Here is a 16,936-nt window from a genome sequence, read left to right on the forward strand (position 1 = left end):
AATGGAACTGACCCAAGACCTGCTGAACCGCCTGCTCGCCGAGTCGCTGCGTGCCCGCGAGTTCTCGCATTCGCCGTATTCGAAATACAAGGTCGGCGCGGCCATCCTCGACGAGCAAGGCCGCATCCACATCGGCGCCAACATGGAGAACGCGTCCTACCCCCAGGGCTGGTGCGCGGAACCTTCGGCGCTGACGGCCATGATCATGGCCGGCGGCAAGCAGGCCCGGGCCGTCCTCGTGACCGGCCCCGGCCCCGATGTCATCACCCCCTGCGGTGGCTGCCGCCAGAAGCTGCGGGAGTTCTCCGTTCCCGAAGAGCTCATCGTCATTGCCGGCGATCCTGGCGGCATCCGCCAACGCTGGACCCTGGCCGAATTGCTGCCCCACAGCTTCGGACCCAGTCACTTGCACATCTGAGGTTTTCCCATGATCGACAACAAAACCCTCGACGTCGCCATCTCCGCGAGCGTCGAGAAGCTGCAATCCCTGTTTGGCGACGCCCCTGAAGTCGCCGTCGTGCTCGGCTCCGGCTGGGCCGGCGCGGTCAGCCATGTGCAGGATGCCAAGAACCTGCCCTATACCGAGCTGCCGGCCTTCCCGCAGCCCAAGGTCGAGGGCCATGTCAACGAGATCGTCGTCGGCAATATCGGCAAGCAGCGCGTCATCTTCCTGCGCGGCCGCGCCCACACCTATGAGAGCGGCGACTGCACGGGCATGGCGGGCGCGTTGCGCACCCTCAAGCGCTGGGGCGTGAAGCTGCTGGTGCAGACCAATGCCTCCGGCTCGCTGCGCGGCCACATGCCGCCCGGCAGCCTGATGCTGATTGCCGATCACATCAACGCACCGCAGCGCAGCCCGCTGGTGGGCGAGCAGGGCAGCCATCGCTTTGTCGACATGGTCAATGCCTACGACGCCGACCTGCGCAAGCACGCGCTGGCCCTGGCCAAGCGCGAGAACCTGATGCTGGGCGAGGGCACGTACTGCTGGGCCCTGGGCCCACAGTTCGAGACGGCCGCCGAGATCCGCATGTTTGCGGCCTGGGGTGCTGACGCAGTGGGCATGAGCACCGTGCCTGAGACCATCCTGGCCCGCCACGCCGGCCTCAAGGTGATGGGCATCGCGCTGATGACCAACATGGCGGCTGGCCTGTCCGCTGAGGCGCTGACGCATGATCTGACGCTGAAGCAGGCGCAGCTCTCTGGCGAACGCGCCGCGAGCTTTCTGGCGGCCCTCATTGCGAGCTTTGCCGAGCTGACGCTATGACGGCCGATCTGAAGGCCGCGGCCCGTACGGCGCTGGCCTGCCTGGATCTGACCAGCCTGAACGACGCCGACACGGCTGCCGACATCGATGCGCTGTGCCGCCGTGCGCAATCGCCGCATGGCCCCGTGGCTGCTGTCTGCGTCTGGCCGCGTTTCGTTGCCCAAGCGCGCGCCGCCTTGCCGGCATCCATCAAGGTCGCGGCGGTTGCAAACTTTCCCGATGGCGCTTTGGACCAGGCTCGCGCGCTGGCTGATGTCACGGAGATTGCGCAGGCGGGCGGAGATGAGGTCGACGTCGTGCTGCCCTGGCGCGCGCTGATTGCCGGTGACAGCACCGAGGTGAGCGAGTTTCTTTCCGAGGTCCGCTTCGCCAGCCGGCCGCTGACGCTCAAGGTCATCATCGAATCCGGCGAACTGGCCACGCCCGAGCGCATCGCCCAGGCCACGCGCCTGGCGCTGGCGGCCGGTGCCGACTTCGTCAAGACGAGCACCGGCAAGACCCCAGTCGGCGCCACGCCGGCCGCGGCGGCCGTGATGCTGAAGGAGATCGCCGCGAGCGGCCTGTCCGCCGCCGGCTTCAAGGCCTCGGGCGGCGTGCGCTCGGTGGCCGACGCCGCGGGCTATATCGCCCAGGCCGAAGCCGCCCTGGGCGCTGCCGCTCTCAACCCGCAACGCCTGCGCTTTGGCGCCAGCGGCCTGCTCACCGACATCGAAGCCGTGCTCTCCGGCGCTCAATCCGCCGCTGTCACCGCGGCCTACTGACCATGCTTGCTCAAGAAATCATCCGCGCCAAGCGCGACGGCCAGGCGCTCAACGAAGCGCAGATCAACCATTTCGTCCGCGGCCTCGTCGACAACTCCTGGAGCGAAGGCCAGGTGGCCGCCCTCGGCATGGCCGTGTTCCTCAAGGGCATGGGCCGCGACGAAGCCGTGCTGCTGACCCGCGCGATGATGAACTCCGGCCGCGTCATGCGCTGGCCCGACATGCCCGGCCCCGTGCTGGACAAGCACAGCAGCGGCGGCGTGGGCGACAAGGTCAGCCTGATGCTGGCGCCCATGGTGGCGGCCTGCGGCGGCTATGTGCCGATGATTGCTGGCCGGGGCCTGGGCCACACCGGCGGCACGGTCGACAAGCTGGAGGCCATTCCCGGCTACACGACGACACCCGACCCGGCCCGGTTCGACCAGATCGTGCGCTCGCTGGGTTGCGCCATCATTGGCCAGACGGCCGACCTCGCCCCCGCCGACAAGCGCTTCTACGCGACGCGCGACGTGACGGCCACCGTCGAGAGCGTGCCGCTCATCACTGCCAGCATCCTGTCCAAGAAGCTGGCCGCCGGCCTCGAAGGCCTGGCCATGGACATCAAATGCGGCAACGGCGCCTTCGCCTCCACGCCCGAGTTCGCCAAGGAACTGGCCGAAAGCATCGTCGCGGTCGCCGGCGGCGCAGGCCTGAAGACGCGCGCGCTGATCACCGACATGAACCAGATCCTGGGCACGGATGTCGGCAATTCGCTCGAAGTGATCGAGACCATCCGCTACCTGAAGGGCGAGGCCCGCGAACCTCGTCTGCATGAAGTCACGTTGGCGCTGTGCGCCGAGATGCTGGTGCTGGGCGGCCTGGCTGCCAACACCGCTGGCGCTCGCGTCAAGCTGCAGGCTGCGCTGGACTCCGGCGCCGCTGCCGAGAAGTTCGCCAAGATGGTGGTTGCCCTGGGCGGCCCAGCGGACCTGATGGAGCGGCCCGAGGCTTATCTGACCGCCGCGCCCGTCGTGAAGCCTGTCCGCGCACTGCGCGCCGGCGTCATCACGACGATGTCGACCCGCGACCTCGGCGTGGCCATCGTCGAGCTCGGCGGCGGTCGCCGCAAGGCCGGTGACGCCATCGACATGCGTGTCGGCTTCTCGGAAGTGAGGCCGCTGGGCACGCGCGTCGCCGCGGGCGAGCCGCTGGCGCTTATCCACGCCGCGGACGACGCGGCGGCTGAGCGTGCCATCGCGTCCTATCTGGCCGCATGCACGCTGGGCGACACCGACGTAGCCGCCACGCCCATGGTCATGGCTGAGGTCGGCTGATGGAAGAGAAAGAGGATCCGCCTCGCCGCGCGATCAAGAGTTTCGTCACGCGCGCCGGCCGCATGGGCACGGGTCAGATCAAGGCCCTGGCCGAACTGGGCCCGAAGTTCGTCCTGCCCTACAAGCCCGAGCGCCTGGACGCTGCAGCCACCTTCGGCCGTAAGGCACCTCTGGTGCTGGAGATCGGCTTCGGCATGGGCGGCGCCACCGCCGACATCGCCGCGACGCTGCCCGACCATGACTTCATCGGCTGCGAGGTGCATGAGCCGGGCGTCGGCGCGCTGCTCAAGCTCATCGACGAGAAGCAGCTGACCAACATCCGCATCGTCCAGCACGATGCCGTGGAGGTGCTGCGCGACATGATCGGCCCCGACTTGCTGGCCGGCGTGCACATCTTCTTCCCCGACCCCTGGCACAAGAAGCGCCACAACAAGCGCCGCCTGATCCAGCCTGAGTTCATCGCCAAGCTCGTGCAGCACATCGCGCCCGGCGGCTATCTGCATTGCGCGACCGACTGGCAGCCCTATGCCGAGCAGATGCTTGCAGTGCTGACGGTCGAGCCCCATCTCCTGAACACAGCGGCCGGCTATGCTGACAAGCCCGCCTACCGACCCCTCACCAAGTTCGAGGCGCGCGGCCTGAAGCTGGGCCACGGGGTCTGGGATCTGGTGTTCAGGAAGCGTTGATGACATCACCACTGCAAGGCAAGCACGTCCTGCTCGCCATGACCGGCGGCATCGCCGGCTACAAGATCGCGGAGCTGACGCGCCTGTTCGTGAAGGGCGGCGCGACGGTGCAGGTCATGATGACCGAGGCCGCCGAGCAGTTCATCACCGCGGTGACCATGCAGGCCCTGTCCGGCCGGCCGGCCTACACCAGCCAGTGGGATGCGCGTCCCGACAACAACATGGCCCACATCAACCTCAGCCGCGAGGCCGATGTGATGCTGGTGGCGCCTGCGAGTGCCGATGCCATCGCCGCGCTGGCGCAGGGCAGGGCGGACGATCTCGTCAGCCTGACGGCGCTGGCCCGCCGCATCGCTGAGTGCCCGCTGCTGGTCGTGCCGGCGATGAACCGAGAGATGTGGGCTCATCCCGCCACGCAGCGCAATGTCGCGCAGCTCAAGGCCGACGGCGCGACCGTCATCGGCCCCGCCAACGGCGACCAGGCCTGCGGCGAGATCGGCGACGGCCGCATGCTGGAGGCGCAGGAGATCTTCGACGACGTCGAGGCCTTCCTCGCGCCCAAGACGCTGCTGGGCAAGAAGCTGCTGATCACGGCCGGCCCGACCTTCGAGCCCATCGACCCGGTGCGCGGCATCACCAACCACAGCAGCGGCAAGATGGGTTTCGCCATCGCCCGCGCTGCGGCCGAGGCCGGCGCCGAGGTCACGCTGGTGGCGGGCCCAGTGCACCTGGCGACACCGCGCGGCGTGCAGCGCATCGACGTACAGAGTGCGCAGCAGATGTTCGACGCCGTGCTGCCGCTAGCCACCCACCAGCATGCATTCATCGCGACGGCAGCGGTGGCTGACTGGCGCCCCGCCCAGGCGCACGAACACAAGCTGAAGAAAGCCGAGGGCGGTGCGACCGCGCCGACCATCGCGATGGCCGAGAACCCGGACATCCTCGCCGCGGTTGCCAAGCTGCACATGCCCCCTTACTGCGTCGGCTTTGCTGCCGAAAGCGAGAAGCTCGCAGAACACGCCGACGCCAAGCGCCGCCGCAAAGGCATCCCCCTCATCGTCGCCAACCTCGGCCCGGCCACCTTCGGCCGTGACGACAACGCGCTGCTGCTCATCGACGAGCAGGGCCAGCGCGAACTGCCCCGGGCCGACAAGCTCAGCCTGGCGCGCGAGCTGATGACCGAACTTTCCAAAAGACTCTGATGACCCCGATTGATTTGCAAGTGCTCGACGCCCGCATGGCCGAGCAGATCCCCGCTTACGCCACGCCCGGCAGCGCCGGCCTCGACCTTCGCGCCTGCCTGAGTGAGCCCATCACGCTCGCTCCCGGCCAGACGACGCTGATCCCTACGGGTCTGGCCATCCATATCGCCGACCCGGGCCTGGCGGCCATCATCCTGCCGCGCTCGGGTCTGGGCCACAAACATGGCATCGTGCTCGGCAATCTCGTCGGACTGATCGACAGCGACTACCAGGGCCAGCTGATGGTGAGTTGCTGGAACCGCGGTCAGACCGAGTTCGTCATCCAGCCGTTTGAGCGCATCGCGCAGCTCGTCATCGTGCCGGTCGTGCAGGCGACCTTCCGTCGCGTCGACAGCTTCGACTCGTCCGAACGCGGAGCAGGCGGCTTCGGCTCCACCGGCAAGGCATAAGCAGGGCGCCAAGACGCGCGCACTGATCCGTATTTCGGGCCGAGCGCCGGGCCGCTCCCTAGCCGGCCCGCAAGGCGATGTGCGTGCGGCTCGATGCCGCAAGCATCGCCGTCCCCGCGGGGGACCGACCAGACTCGCCCGCGTTCAGCGGCGCGAGGCTGGTCGAGGGGCCTCAATGCAGTTGCTCGTCCGGCGGCGCGCCGGTCTGCACCATGAAGATAGGCTCGCCAACTGAACCGGCCTCGACCTCCTGCTCGGTGGCCGCGCGCACGTCCAGCAGCGTCAGGTGCATGCGCAGGCCGATGCCGGCCAGCGGGTGATTGCCGTCGAGCACGACATGCTGAGGGTAGACCTCGGTGACGGTGTAGACCACGTCCTCGGGCATGCCTTCGGTAGCGGCGCCTTCGGGCAGGCCCTCGATCTGCAGCCCGGGCTCGACGCCGTCCGGGAACAGCCCGCGGGCTTCGAAGCAGACGAGGCCGGAGTCGTAGTCGCCGAAGGCCTCCTCGGGTTGCAGTGCGAGGCTGGTCTCGAAGCCGACCTCCTGGCCCTCAAGCGCTTCCTCGACCTTGGCAAACAGGTCGTCACCCCCCAGCAGGAATTCCATGGGCTCGGCCAGCTCGTCGATGAGCTGGCCTTGGGCATCTTCGAGTCTCCAGCGCAGGGAGACAACACAGGGGCGGGTCGCTTGCATGGGAGAGATTTTCCCACACCACCCTCGGCACAATAAGGCATGCAGATTGCCTTACCCACAGCGATGCTCGCCGGCCTGAGCCCGGAGCAGTTCATGCACAAGCACTGGCAGAAGAAGCCGCTGCTCGTGCGCCAGGCCTTCGATCCTGCGCCGTCGCCGGCTTCGCTGAAGGAGCTGGCCGCGCTGGCGGCGCGCGACGATGTCGAGTCCCGCCTCGTCACTGCCTTTGATGGCGAGTGGAAGCTCAAGCAAGGCCCCATCGCGCGCCTGCCGGCGATGAGCAAACCCGGTTGGACCCTGCTGGTGCAAGGCCTGGATCAGCATTTGGCGGAAGGGCGCGCGCTGCTCGACCTTTTTCGCTTTGTGCCCGAAGCGCGGCTGGACGACCTGATGCTGTCCGTGGCCAGCGACGGCGGAGGCGTCGGTCCGCATTTTGATTCCTACGACGTCTTCCTGATCCAACTCGCCGGACAGCGCCGCTGGCGCATCGCCGCCCAGCGCGATGCCGTGCTGCGTGACGACGTGCCTCTGAAGATCATTGCCAATTTCAAGGCCGAAGAGGAATTCGTGCTGCAGCCGGGCGACATGCTCTACCTGCCGCCAGGCTGGGCGCATGACGGCGTCGCGGTCGGCTCCGGCTGCATCACCGGCTCGGTTGGCTTTCGAGCGTCGAGCGTTGAGGGTCTGGCGGCTGAGCTGCTGCCGCGACTGCTGGACGACGTCGACAGCGCCAGCAAGCTCTACGCCGACCCACGCCAGGAGGCCACCGCCGAGCCTGCCCGAGTGCCGCCTGCGTTGCTGGATTTCGCCCGCCGCGCCGTCGAAGCCGCCGTGCAGCGGCCGCAGGCGCTGGAGCGGGCTCTGGGCGAGGCGCTGACCGAGCCCAAGGCAACCGTCTGGTTCGAGCCCGGCGAACCCCTGGCGCCGGGCCGCGATGCGGTGCTCGACCGCCGCAGCCGCATGCTCTACGACGCTGCCCATGTCTTCCTGAACGGCGAGAGCTTTCGGGCTGGCGGCCGCGACGCAGCGCTGATGCGCAGCCTGGCCGACAACCGGGTGCTGGGCGCCGCCGAGGTCGCGCGCCTGTCTCCCGACGCGCGCGAGCTTCTGGACCAATGGACCGAGGATGGCTGGGTTCAGCCACAGACGCCATGAACGCACAAACTTTTGCCGGCCGGGCCGATTTCCAGCGCCTGCTCGTAGAAGCGCTGGCCTGGGCTGATGCGCAAGGTTGCCGTGAGCTACACGCCTGGGATGCAGACTTCGTCGACTGGCCGCTGTCCGAAGCGGCGGCCCTCGCCGCCCTGACCGCCTGGGCCCGCAACGGCCGCCAGTTACACCTGCTGGCCCTGCAGTACGACGACGTTGTGCGCCGACACCCTCGCTTCGTCCGCTGGCGCCGTGACTTCGCGCATTGCGTGACGGCCCGGGCCGTCGAGCCGGAACTCAGACTCGAAGCAGCGCCGGCGAGCTTGCTGCTGGCTGTCGGGGCCGAGTCGACCTTGAGCCTGCGGCTTTTCGACCATCATCTATGGCGCGGCGAATTGAGCCTGGATCCGGCCGAGCGCCTGCGCGGCCTTGAATGGTTTGATGCCCTCGCACAACGCTCCAGCGACTCATTTGCGCCCACGACTTTGGGGCTCTGAGTGTTTGTGACGTGCAAACCCCTATAATCACGGGCTAGGCGAGGGAAGCGCTCGAGGTTTTCCGCGTCTTGTTCTGTCGGGGTCGGCCGTTAGTGTGCAAAAAGCACTGGCGCACGACCCCAAAATTATGGTGTGCACCGTCGTTTAAACGTTTGAGGACAAGTATGAATAAGTCGATCCTGTTGGCTTCCCTGCTGGCTGCTGCTGCTCTGACCGCTTGCAGCAAGAAGGAAGAACCCAAGGTTGAGGCCCCCGCGGTCGTGACCCCGGCTCCCGCCGCTTCTGAAGCTGCCTCGGCTGTTGCCGAAGCTGCCTCGGCTGCTGCCAGCGCTGTTGTCGACGCTGCTGCGTCCGCTGCTTCGAAGTAATCGCTTCGTCCCCACGGAAAGAGCCGTCGCTGCGCAAGCAGCGGCGGCTCTTTTCTTTTTCGCGACGCTTTGGCGGGTGTTGCGAGCGCGATTACAAAACTTTGCCTGATGCGGTCGCGCCGCCCGGCTCAGTTCAGCACCACCCAGTCCAAACCCAGGGTTGGATGGGCAATGCGAATATCTGATTCCACCTCGCCGAGAATTTCGGCCAACGCGGCGCGCGCCAGTTCGGGCGTGTTGTTGTGTTCGCTGAGATGGGCTGCGGCCACAGTCTTCAAACCGGTATGCAGGCAGCGAGCCAGCAGATCGGCCGCCGCGGCGTTCGACAGATGGCCGTGGCTGCCCAGAATGCGCTTTTTCAACGCCGGGTGATACGGCCCGGTGCGCAGCATGCCCTCGTCGTGGTTGCATTCCAGCAGCAGCGCCTGGCAGCCAGCCAGCGCTTCGGCCACGCTTGCTGGTGCGCAGCCCAGGTCGGTGACCAGTCCCAAGCGCAGCGCGCCGTCGTTCAGCACCAGTTGCAGCGGCTCATTGGCGTCATGGGGCACCGTGAACGGCCGCAACGCCATATCGCCCAGTTCCATGGCCTCGCCGCCCCTGGCGATGCGCAGCAAAGCGGGATCGAAGTCGGCGCTGCCAACCGCCCGCCAGGTGCCACGGCTCATGACCAGCGGGATGCGGTAGCGCATCGCGAAGGCGAGTGCGCAACCGATGTGGTCGCCGTGCTCGTGAGTGATGAAGACGGCGTCGACATCCTCGGGCGCGCTGCCGGCGCGGGCGAGGCGTTTGACGAGTTCGCGGACGCTGAAGCCGGCATCGACGAGCAACCGCGTGCTCGTGATGCCCTGGCTGGCCTCAATCAGGGTTGAGTTGCCTCCGCTGCCGCTGCCGAGGCTGCAAAAGCGCATCACGCGAACGCTCCTGTGAGCATTGCAGCGGGAAACGGGCGGTTCATCGAGGCAACCTGATCTTCACCGAGTGGCTCCAGCAGATCCGGCTTTGCCGGGCTGCTTGGAGCGCCCCTTGGAGGGGCCGGCGAAGCCGGTAGGGGTGGTCTTATTTCAGGTCGTCCATCAGCAACGACAGAATGCGCTTGGCGTTGTCGTCGGAAATGGCCTGACCGCGGTCGTCCAGCACACGCACCGTGCTCTTGACACCGTCTGCCTTGACCGAAACGCGATAGCGCATCGGCGCGGCAGCCTTGGCGCCGAACAGGCGCTGGAAGAAGTTGGGTTCGTCCTTGCCAGCCTGCTCGGGGTCGGCGTAGCGCAGATAGAAGAGGCCAGCAGCGCGGTCACGGTCCTCGATGGTGAAGCCATGACGGTCCAGCGACAGGCCGACACGGCGCCAGGCGCGGTCGAATCCGTCATTGACGGCAAGGCTGTCAGGCACTTCGGACAGCGGGCGGCGGGCGCGTGGGGCGTCGCCGCCGACCTTGATCGTGCTCGGCGTCGTGGCTGCGGCGGGCGAGCCCGCTTCGGCGACGATGGCCTTGGCAGCGTCTTCCTTGCCGCCGAGCTTGAGCATCAGGCGCGACAGCATCTCGGCTTCGAGATACGGGTCGGCCGGGCGGTTCTGCCAGGCGGTCGAATCACGGCCTTGGGAGGTGTAGATCTCCTGCATGCCGCGGTGGCTGATGAAGATGTCGGTGCCGCTTGTGCCTCGTTCGACACGGGTGCGGTACATGTCGCGCTCGCCGGTGGAGTACAGGCCGTCGAAGACCTTGCCGATGGTGGAGCGGATGAAGTCCTGCGGCAGCTTGGCGCGGTTCTCGCCCCAGTTGGTCTCCATGACACCGACCTCGGGCTGCTCCTTGACGACTTCAAGGCCGCGTTCCTGCCAGAAGGTGCGGATCTGCGGCCAGAGCTGCTCGGGCGAAGCCGAGGTGTGCAGCCAGCGCTCGGCGCCACTGCGCTCGAGGCGAACATCGCCAACCGCATTGGCGGCGACGCTGCCGGAGACCAGCGACTGGGCGTTGGTCGAATTCGCCGGCTTGACCGCCGACAACGCCGAGGCGGTGATGGAGCCGCCCTGCACTTGAGCGCGGTTGTCCTTGGCCAACTGGGTCAGGTCGGGCGGGACGTCCAGACCCTGGGTCTGGCGCGAAGCGGCGCGGTAGTCGACCTTGTCCGTCGAGAACATGCTGTCGATGGTGCTGCAGCCGGCGAGGGACAGGACAAAGGCCGTGCAGGCCAGACGGGTCGCCGACGGGCGAAGCGAGCAAATCGGGGAAAGGGACGTCACGCTGGAGATCTCCGAGGGAACTGGTTGCCCGCTTGAAACGGGCAGCCGCGCATTAGACCAGAGGCTCAGAGCAGTCCGGCTTCAACCATTGCCTGGCCGACGCTGGCCTGGCCGGCAGCCGTCAGCGGCGTGATTGGCAGGCGCAGCGCACCGCCGCAGCGGCCCAGGCGCGACAGCGCCCACTTCGCCGGGCCGGGGCTGGGCTCGCAGAACAGCTGCTTGTGCAGACCGAGCAGCTTGAAATGGATCTTGCGCGCCTCGACGGCGTTGCCGTCGATGGCCAGGCGGCAAAGTTCAGCCATCAACTCCGGCGCGACATTGGCCGTCACGCTGACGTTGCCGTGGCCGCCGAGCAGCATCAGCGCGACCGCCGTGCCGTCGTCGCCCGAGTAGACGTGGAAGCCCGCCGGGGCGTGCTTGATCAGATAGGCCGCGCGCTCAATATTGCCGGAGGCTTCCTTGACGCCGAAGACGCCGGGCAGGCTGGCGCAACGCAGCGTCGTCTCAGGGGCCATATCGGCCACCGTCCGGCCAGGCACGTTGTAGAGCATCATGGGGATGTCCACGGCCTCGGCGATGGCCTTGAAGTGCTGGTAGATGCCTTCCTGCGAGGGCTTGTTGTAGTAGGGCACGACCGACAGCGTGCAGTCCGCGCCGACCTCCTTGGCATATCGGCTCAGCTCGATGGCTTCGGCGGTGGAATTGGCGCCGGTGCCAGCCAGGATGGGGATGCGGCCCTTGGCATGCTCGACCGCGACGCGAATGATTTCGCGGTTCTCTTCCATGCTGACCGTGGGCGACTCACCGGTCGTGCCGACGACGCCGACGCAGGAGGTGCCGGACTCGACATGCCAGTCGATCAGGCGGCGCAGGGCGGGGTAGTCAATGCTGCCGTCCTCGTTCATCGGGGTGACGAGGGCGACGATGCTGCCGAGGATGGGCTTCATGGTGGGAATTTCTTAAGGAATCTGGCGATTTTAGGCTGCCGGCGACGGCCGCATGGCCGCAACGCGCTGGACGAAGCGCGGCGAGGTTTCGAGATCAGCCCCGTCCTCGAACAGGTCTTCGTAAGCCACGATGCGCCACCCCTCGCAGACGCGCAGCAACTCGCCCCGCTGCAGCAGGAAGTCGGGCCGGGAGGGCCTGCCGAGGGTCTGCTGGCCGTCGGCGAAGGTTTCCCAGATCAGCCAGCCACCGGGCCTGACCGCAGCGCGGATGTCATCGAACAGCGGCCGCCAGAGGTAATTGCAGACGACGACCAGGTCGAATTCGCGATCCGCCAGCGGCCAGGGGCCGTTCTCGATGTCGGCGTTGATGATCTCGGCCAGGTCTTGCAATGGCGCAGTGGCGGCCGCGTCACGGTCGATGCCCGTGACCTGCCAGCCGGCGTCCACCAGCCAATGCAGGTTGCGTCCAGACCCGCAGGCCACGTCCAGGGCCGCACCGGGCGGCGTCGGCGCCAGGCGCTGCAACCAGGCAGAGGGCCGGCCACTCATCCGAAGCAGGCCCAGATCTGCTCGCTGAGCTGGACCATGACGGCCGGGTGGCGGTAGGCCAGGACGGTGAGCGCCAGCACGGCGACGGCCAGCGTCGGCCAGAGCCAGCGGCCGGGCTTCATGCCGGCTGAGCCCTCAGGATGGGCGTCTCACGCACTGGCAAGTTGGCCAGCATGGCCATGACACCGAGCCCGATGGCGAGATACCAGACGACGTCGTAGCTGCCGGTCGCGTCGTAGAGCTTGCCGCCCAGCCAGACGCCCAGGAAGCTGCCAATCTGGTGGCTGAAGAACACGAAGCCGCCCAGCATGGACAGGTGCTGGGCGCCGAAGATCTGCGCGACGACGGCGTTCGTCGGTGGCACGGTCGACAGCCACAGGAAGCCGATGACCGCGGCGAAGATGTAGACGCTCAGCGGCGTCAGTGGCACCGAGATGAAGGTCACGATGGCCACGGCGCGCAGTCCGTAAATGGCTGACAGCAGATAGCGTTTGGGAAAGCGCTGGCCCAGCATGCCGGCCGCATACGTGCCGAAGATATTGAACAGGCCGATCAGCATCAGTGCGCCGGTGGACACGCCGATGCCCAGGCCGTGGTCCTTCAGGTAACTCGGCAGATGCACGCCGATGAAGACGACCTGGAAGCCGCAGACGAAGTAGCCCAGCATCAGCAGCTGGAAGCTGCGGTAGCCGAAGGCTTCGCGCAGCGCCTGGCCAATGCTCTGGTGGGCGCCGCTGAAGGCCGCCACGCTGCGCTCGCGCACGCCAAGCGCGAGCGGCACGATCAACAGGGCCGCGCCGGCCAGCAGCCACAAGGCGCCCTGCCAGCCGAGATGGCTGATCAGCCAGGTCTCGACGGGGATCATGACGAACTGGCCGAAGGAGCCTGCCGCGGCCGCGACGCCGAAGGCCCAGGAGCGCTTTTCCGGCGACACCGTGCGGCCCAGCACGCCGTAAATGACGGCGTAGGTGGAGCCCGATTGCGCGATGCCGATCAGCACGCCGGCACCGAGGGTGAAGCTCAGTGGGTGGCTGGTGACGGCCATCAGCAGCAGGCCGCAGGCATACGTCAGGCCACCGGCGATCAGTACCTTCCAGGCGCCGAAGCGGTCGGCCAGCATGCCGGCAATCGGCCCGGCTATGCCCCAGGAGAGGTTCTGCACGGCCATCGCGAAAGAGAAGGTCTCGCGCGTCCAGCCGCGCTCCGTGATGATGGGCTGCAGCCAGAAGCCGAAGCCGTGGCGGATGCCCATCGACAGCGTGACGATCATGGCACCGCACAGCAGCACCTGTTGGACGGACAAACCGGTGGAAGCGGGGCGGGGGGTGTTCATGCGGCGACTGTAATCAGCGCTGTTTGGCCTTGCTGGGCGTCTTGGCTTTGCCGCCTTTTTTCTTCGCGGCAGCCTTCTTCGGCGGGTCGGCGGTCGAGGTGCTGGCTTGGGAGCTGGCCGCCGCCACGTCGGCCAGTCGGGTCAGCAGCCTGCCTTGCTTGACGCGCAACAGCGGCATGTCAATGGTGGCCAGGTCGGTCAGCGGGTCGGCGCCCAGCACCAGGAAGCTGGCCTCGCAGCCGGGGTCGAAGCAGCCGAGCTTGCGGCCCGGGAAAAGCGCCAGCGGCGTGTCGCGCGTGGCCAGCCGCAACAGCGTCGCACGGTCCAGGCCGAGGTCGTCCAGCGCGTGCAGCTCGGCCCGGCCGGTGCCGACGAAGACGTCGGAGCCGATGAGCAACTGCACGCCGGCCGCCTGCAATCTTGCGAGGTTGGCGCGCTGCACGTCCCTCAGCGCGGCCAGGGTTGCGGCGTCGAGCTTGAAGAGAGCGGTGGCGGCCGTCGTCGTGATGACGGCGGTGTGCTGACGCGCGGCCTGGGCGGCGGCGGCCTCGCTGATGGCGAAACGCTCGGGCGCCTCGTCCAATGTGTTGGCATAACCGGGCAGGTGGGCGATGGCGTCGACACCAGCGGCCAGTGCGGCATCAAAGTCGGCTGCAGTTTCCACATGGGCGACGACGCGGCGGCCGTCCGCGCGCGCCAGCCGGGTCAGCGCGTTGGCGGTCTCGGGCGTCAGGCCCAGGCGGCCAAACATCTCCGGTCGGCCGCGCAGCTCGGGGCGCTCGCTGTGCGCCAGCACGATGCGCAGCCAGTTGCCGCCGCGGGCCTTGATGGCCGGCCACTGCGCCAGCGCCAGCTCGGGGCTGTCGACGAGGACGATCTGCTTCTGCGCCGCGGCCGCCTCGGCGCTGGGTTCGGGCAGCACGGCCGCCAGCGGGTAGCCGTCGCTGGACGTGATGCAGGCGGTCACGAAGCTGACGTCCGGTGCCGCGGGCGTGGCGGTCAGCGGCTTGACCTCGGCGACGCCGGCCGGGTCGCCACACAGCATGGCGGCGTAGAACACGCCTTCGTCCAGATACGTCTGCGCGTACTGGCCCCAGCCCCAAGCAGTCTGCAGATTGTGGTTGTGCGCCTCGGCCAGCGGGTTGATCAGGACTTGCTGGCCGTGGATGTCCATCTTGCGGTTGACCTTGGCCGGTTTCCTGGCGACGAAGACGCCGTTTTCGACGTAAAGGCTGCCGCGCTGGATCTTCTGACCGTCGAACCAGCGCGCGTTCTTCAGTTCCCAGGACAGCGGGGCGCTGGCTTGGTAGGGCGGTTGGGAGGGGCCTTGCGCCTGCGCGAGTCCACAGGCCAGCAGCAAAAAGGCAGTCAGGAATCTCAAGCTCGAACACTCGCTCTTCGGGGGCCGCGAATCCTAGCCCGAGCGCGTCCATAGAATCCCGCCCCTATGTCGAGCCGTCCGTCTTCCTCTCCCGCCGCTGCACCTGCCGCTTATGGCGAAGCTTCCATCCGCGTTCTCAAGGGCCTGGAACCCGTCAAGCAGCGGCCGGGCATGTACACCCGCACCGAAAACCCGCTGCACTGCATCCAGGAAGTCATCGACAACGCCGCCGACGAGGCCCTGGGCGGTTTTGGCAAGCGCATCGACGTGACCTTGCATGCCGATGGCTCGGTGTCAGTCGCCGACGACGGCCGGGGCATTCCCTTCGGCCTGCACCCGGAAGAAGGCGTGCCCGTCGTCGAGATCGTCTTCACGCGGCTGCATGCCGGCGGCAAGTTCGACAAGGGCTCGGGCGGCGCCTACAGCTTCTCCGGCGGCCTGCACGGCGTGGGCGTGTCGGTGACCAATGCGTTGGCCAAGCGGCTGGAAGTGGCCGTGTGGCGCGACAAACAGGTGGCTGGCATCGCCTTCGAGCACGGCGACGTGAAGCAGCAGGTCGTCACCCGCCCCGCTGCCAGCGGTGACCGCAAGCAGGGCACGACGGTGCGCGTCTGGCCCGAGGCCAAGTACTTCGAGAGCGCCGAGCTGCCCAAGCACGAATTGGTGCACTTGCTGCGCTCCAAGGCCGTGCTGATGCCCGGCGTGACCGTCACACTGAAGATCGAGAAGACCGGCGAGACGACCACCTGGCTCTACAAGGCCGGCCTGCGCGACTATCTCGCGCAGTCGCTCAACAGCGACCCGTTGATCCCGCTGTTCGAGGGCGAGGGCTTTGCCACCGCCGGCGAGAGCGAGAACTTTGCCGAAGGCGAGGGCGCCGCCTGGTGCGTGGCCTTTACCGAGGACGGCGCACCACTGCGCGAGAGCTATGTGAACCTGATCCCGACGGTCGCCGGCGGTACGCACGAGTCGGGCCTGAAGGACGGCCTGTTCGGCGCGGTCAAGGGCTTCATCGAGATGCACTCGCTGCTGCCCAAGGGCGTCAAGCTGATGCCTGACGACGTGTTCTCGCGCGCCAGCTTCGTGCTGTCCGCCAAGGTGCTGGACCCGCAGTTTCAGGGCCAGACCAAGGAGCGCCTGAACTCGCGTGACGCGCTGCGCCTGGTGTCGGCGTACGTGAAGCCGGCCCTGGAGCTGTGGCTGAACCACCATGTGGACCATGGCAAGAAGCTGGCCGAGCTGGTCATCAAGCAGGCACAAACTCGGCAACGCGCCAGTCAGAAAGTTGAAAAACGAAAAGGCTCCGGCGTGGCCGTGCTGCCCGGCAAGCTGACCGACTGCGAAAGCCGCGACCTGCTGCACAACGAGGTCTTCCTCGTCGAGGGCGACTCTGCCGGCGGCAGCGCCAAGATGGGCCGCGACAAGGAGACGCAGGCCATCCTGCCGCTGCGCGGCAAGGTGCTGAACTCCTGGGAGGTCGAGCGCGACCTGCTGTTCAAGAACAACGAGATCCACGACATCTCGGTCGCGCTGGGCGTGGACCCGCACGGCCCCAACGACACGCCGGACCTGAGCGGCCTGCGCTACGGCAAGGTCTGCATCCTGTCGGACGCCGACGTCGACGGCTCCCACATCCAGGTGCTGCTGCTGACGCTGTTCTTCCGCCACTTCCCCAAGCTGGTCGAGACCGGACACGTGTTCGTTGCCCGTCCGCCGCTGTACCGCGTCGATGCGCCAGCGCGGGGCAAGAAGCCGGCCGCCAAGCTCTACGCGCTGGATGATGGCGAGCTGACCGCGACGCTGGACAAGCTGCGCAAGGAAGGCGCCCGCGAGGGCTCGTGGAGCATCAGCCGCTTCAAGGGCCTGGGCGAGATGAACGCCGAGCAACTGTGGGACACGACGCTGAATCCCGAGACCCGCCGCCTGTCGCGCGTGGAATACGGGCAGCTCGACTTCGGCGCGACGGTGGACGCCTTCAACAAGCTGATGGGCAAGGGCGAGGCCGCCTCGCGCCGCGAGCTGATGGAGCTGCACGGCGACACGGTCGAGATTGACGTCTGAGCCCCCCAAGCTAGGGGGCGGGGTGACTCTCTGTTGAC

19 protein-coding genes are annotated in these 16,936 nt (G+C 67.4%); 11 read left to right on the forward strand and 8 right to left on the reverse strand.

Annotated elements, in window-relative coordinates; genetic code table 11:
* Window position 1 precedes the first annotated feature (1 nt).
* From cdd to dut, 7 genes are read left to right on the forward strand one after another with little or no spacing between them, the layout of a single operon-like run.
* Window positions 2-418 (forward strand): cytidine deaminase, encoded by a 417-nt coding sequence (gene cdd, locus ASC91_RS10420; RefSeq protein ID WP_157281421.1) that lies wholly within the window; start codon window positions 2-4, stop codon window positions 416-418.
* A gap of 9 nt (window positions 419-427) precedes the next feature.
* Window positions 428-1,264, forward strand: coding sequence for a purine-nucleoside phosphorylase (locus ASC91_RS10425; protein WP_056196092.1), 837 nt, complete (start codon window positions 428-430; stop codon window positions 1,262-1,264).
* Window positions 1,261-2,025 carry a deoxyribose-phosphate aldolase gene (gene deoC, locus ASC91_RS10430; protein ID WP_056196095.1) on the forward strand — a complete coding sequence of 255 codons (765 nt, stop codon included), beginning with the start codon at window positions 1,261-1,263 and terminating at the stop codon, window positions 2,023-2,025. Before ASC91_RS10425 ends, deoC begins: the two co-directional genes overlap by 4 nt.
* 2 nt (window positions 2,026-2,027) lie before the next feature.
* Window positions 2,028-3,338 (forward strand): thymidine phosphorylase, encoded by a 1,311-nt coding sequence (gene deoA, locus ASC91_RS10435; RefSeq protein WP_056196098.1) that lies wholly within the window; start codon window positions 2,028-2,030, stop codon window positions 3,336-3,338.
* On the forward strand, window positions 3,338-4,024 hold the full coding sequence (gene trmB / locus ASC91_RS10440; protein ID WP_056196101.1) for a tRNA (guanosine(46)-N7)-methyltransferase TrmB: 687 nt from the start codon (window positions 3,338-3,340) through the stop codon (window positions 4,022-4,024). Before deoA ends, trmB begins: the two co-directional genes overlap by 1 nt.
* Complete coding sequence (gene coaBC, locus ASC91_RS10445; RefSeq protein ID WP_056196104.1) at window positions 4,024-5,226, forward strand: bifunctional phosphopantothenoylcysteine decarboxylase/phosphopantothenate--cysteine ligase CoaBC; 1,203 nt, start codon at window positions 4,024-4,026, stop codon at window positions 5,224-5,226. The genes trmB and coaBC overlap by 1 nt, the downstream gene beginning before the upstream one ends.
* Window positions 5,226-5,675 carry a dUTP diphosphatase gene (gene dut, locus ASC91_RS10450; protein WP_056196106.1) on the forward strand — a complete coding sequence of 150 codons (450 nt, stop codon included), beginning with the start codon at window positions 5,226-5,228 and terminating at the stop codon, window positions 5,673-5,675. The genes coaBC and dut overlap by 1 nt, the downstream gene beginning before the upstream one ends.
* Before the next feature lie 172 nt (window positions 5,676-5,847).
* Here the strand turns inward: dut and ASC91_RS10455 are convergent, their stop codons facing one another.
* Window positions 5,848-6,369 carry a peptidylprolyl isomerase gene (locus ASC91_RS10455; RefSeq protein WP_056196109.1) on the reverse strand — a complete coding sequence of 174 codons (522 nt, stop codon included), beginning with the start codon at window positions 6,367-6,369 and terminating at the stop codon, window positions 5,848-5,850.
* A 39-nt stretch (window positions 6,370-6,408) separates the two neighbouring features.
* On the opposite strand from ASC91_RS10455, the gene ASC91_RS10460 reads away from it, so the two are divergent.
* The 3 genes from ASC91_RS10460 (at window position 6,409) to ASC91_RS28825 (ending at window position 8,383) form a co-directional block, all read left to right on the forward strand.
* Window positions 6,409-7,524 (forward strand): JmjC domain-containing protein, encoded by a 1,116-nt coding sequence (locus tag ASC91_RS10460; RefSeq protein WP_056196112.1) that lies wholly within the window; start codon window positions 6,409-6,411, stop codon window positions 7,522-7,524.
* Complete coding sequence (locus ASC91_RS10465; RefSeq protein WP_056196114.1) at window positions 7,521-8,015, forward strand: hypothetical protein; 495 nt, start codon at window positions 7,521-7,523, stop codon at window positions 8,013-8,015. Before ASC91_RS10460 ends, ASC91_RS10465 begins: the two co-directional genes overlap by 4 nt.
* Window positions 8,016-8,179: 164 nt before the next feature.
* Complete coding sequence (locus ASC91_RS28825) at window positions 8,180-8,383, forward strand: hypothetical protein (protein WP_082532587.1); 204 nt, start codon at window positions 8,180-8,182, stop codon at window positions 8,381-8,383.
* A gap of 128 nt (window positions 8,384-8,511) precedes the next feature.
* Here ASC91_RS28825 and ASC91_RS10470 read toward each other — a convergent pair whose 3' ends face one another.
* The 7 genes from ASC91_RS10470 to ASC91_RS10495 form a co-directional block, all read right to left on the reverse strand.
* On the reverse strand, window positions 8,512-9,291 hold the full coding sequence (locus tag ASC91_RS10470) for an MBL fold metallo-hydrolase (RefSeq protein ID WP_056196117.1): 780 nt from the start codon (window positions 9,289-9,291) through the stop codon (window positions 8,512-8,514).
* Between the two features lie 148 nt (window positions 9,292-9,439).
* Window positions 9,440-10,627: an outer membrane protein assembly factor BamC gene (gene bamC / locus ASC91_RS10475; RefSeq protein ID WP_235531938.1), complete on the reverse strand. Its 1,188-nt coding sequence runs from the start codon at window positions 10,625-10,627 to the stop codon at window positions 9,440-9,442.
* A gap of 65 nt (window positions 10,628-10,692) precedes the next feature.
* Window positions 10,693-11,574 (reverse strand): 4-hydroxy-tetrahydrodipicolinate synthase, encoded by an 882-nt coding sequence (gene dapA, locus ASC91_RS10480; RefSeq protein WP_056196119.1) that lies wholly within the window; start codon window positions 11,572-11,574, stop codon window positions 10,693-10,695.
* Between the two features lie 30 nt (window positions 11,575-11,604).
* Window positions 11,605-12,123, reverse strand: a complete 519-nt coding sequence (locus ASC91_RS10485; RefSeq protein WP_056196122.1) for a bifunctional 2-polyprenyl-6-hydroxyphenol methylase/3-demethylubiquinol 3-O-methyltransferase UbiG — start codon at window positions 12,121-12,123, stop codon at window positions 11,605-11,607.
* Entirely contained in the window at window positions 12,120-12,245 is a 126-nt protein-coding gene (locus ASC91_RS30635; protein WP_268795250.1) for a hypothetical protein, read from the reverse strand. Before ASC91_RS30635 ends, ASC91_RS10485 begins: the two co-directional genes overlap by 4 nt.
* Entirely contained in the window at window positions 12,242-13,456 is a 1,215-nt protein-coding gene (locus ASC91_RS10490; RefSeq protein WP_056196125.1) for an MFS transporter, read from the reverse strand. Before ASC91_RS10490 ends, ASC91_RS30635 begins: the two co-directional genes overlap by 4 nt.
* 13 nt (window positions 13,457-13,469) lie before the next feature.
* Complete coding sequence (locus tag ASC91_RS10495) at window positions 13,470-14,837, reverse strand: amidohydrolase family protein (RefSeq protein ID WP_157281425.1); 1,368 nt, start codon at window positions 14,835-14,837, stop codon at window positions 13,470-13,472.
* Between the two features lie 66 nt (window positions 14,838-14,903).
* Between ASC91_RS10495 and ASC91_RS10500 the strand changes: the two genes are divergently transcribed.
* Window positions 14,904-16,898 carry a DNA topoisomerase IV subunit B gene (locus ASC91_RS10500; RefSeq protein WP_056196131.1) on the forward strand — a complete coding sequence of 665 codons (1,995 nt, stop codon included), beginning with the start codon at window positions 14,904-14,906 and terminating at the stop codon, window positions 16,896-16,898.
* The last annotated feature ends 38 nt before the right edge of the window (window positions 16,899-16,936 follow it).

The organism is Pelomonas sp. Root1237, from assembly GCF_001425055.1.
Taxonomy (GTDB): Bacteria; Pseudomonadota; Gammaproteobacteria; order Burkholderiales; family Burkholderiaceae_C; genus Pelomonas.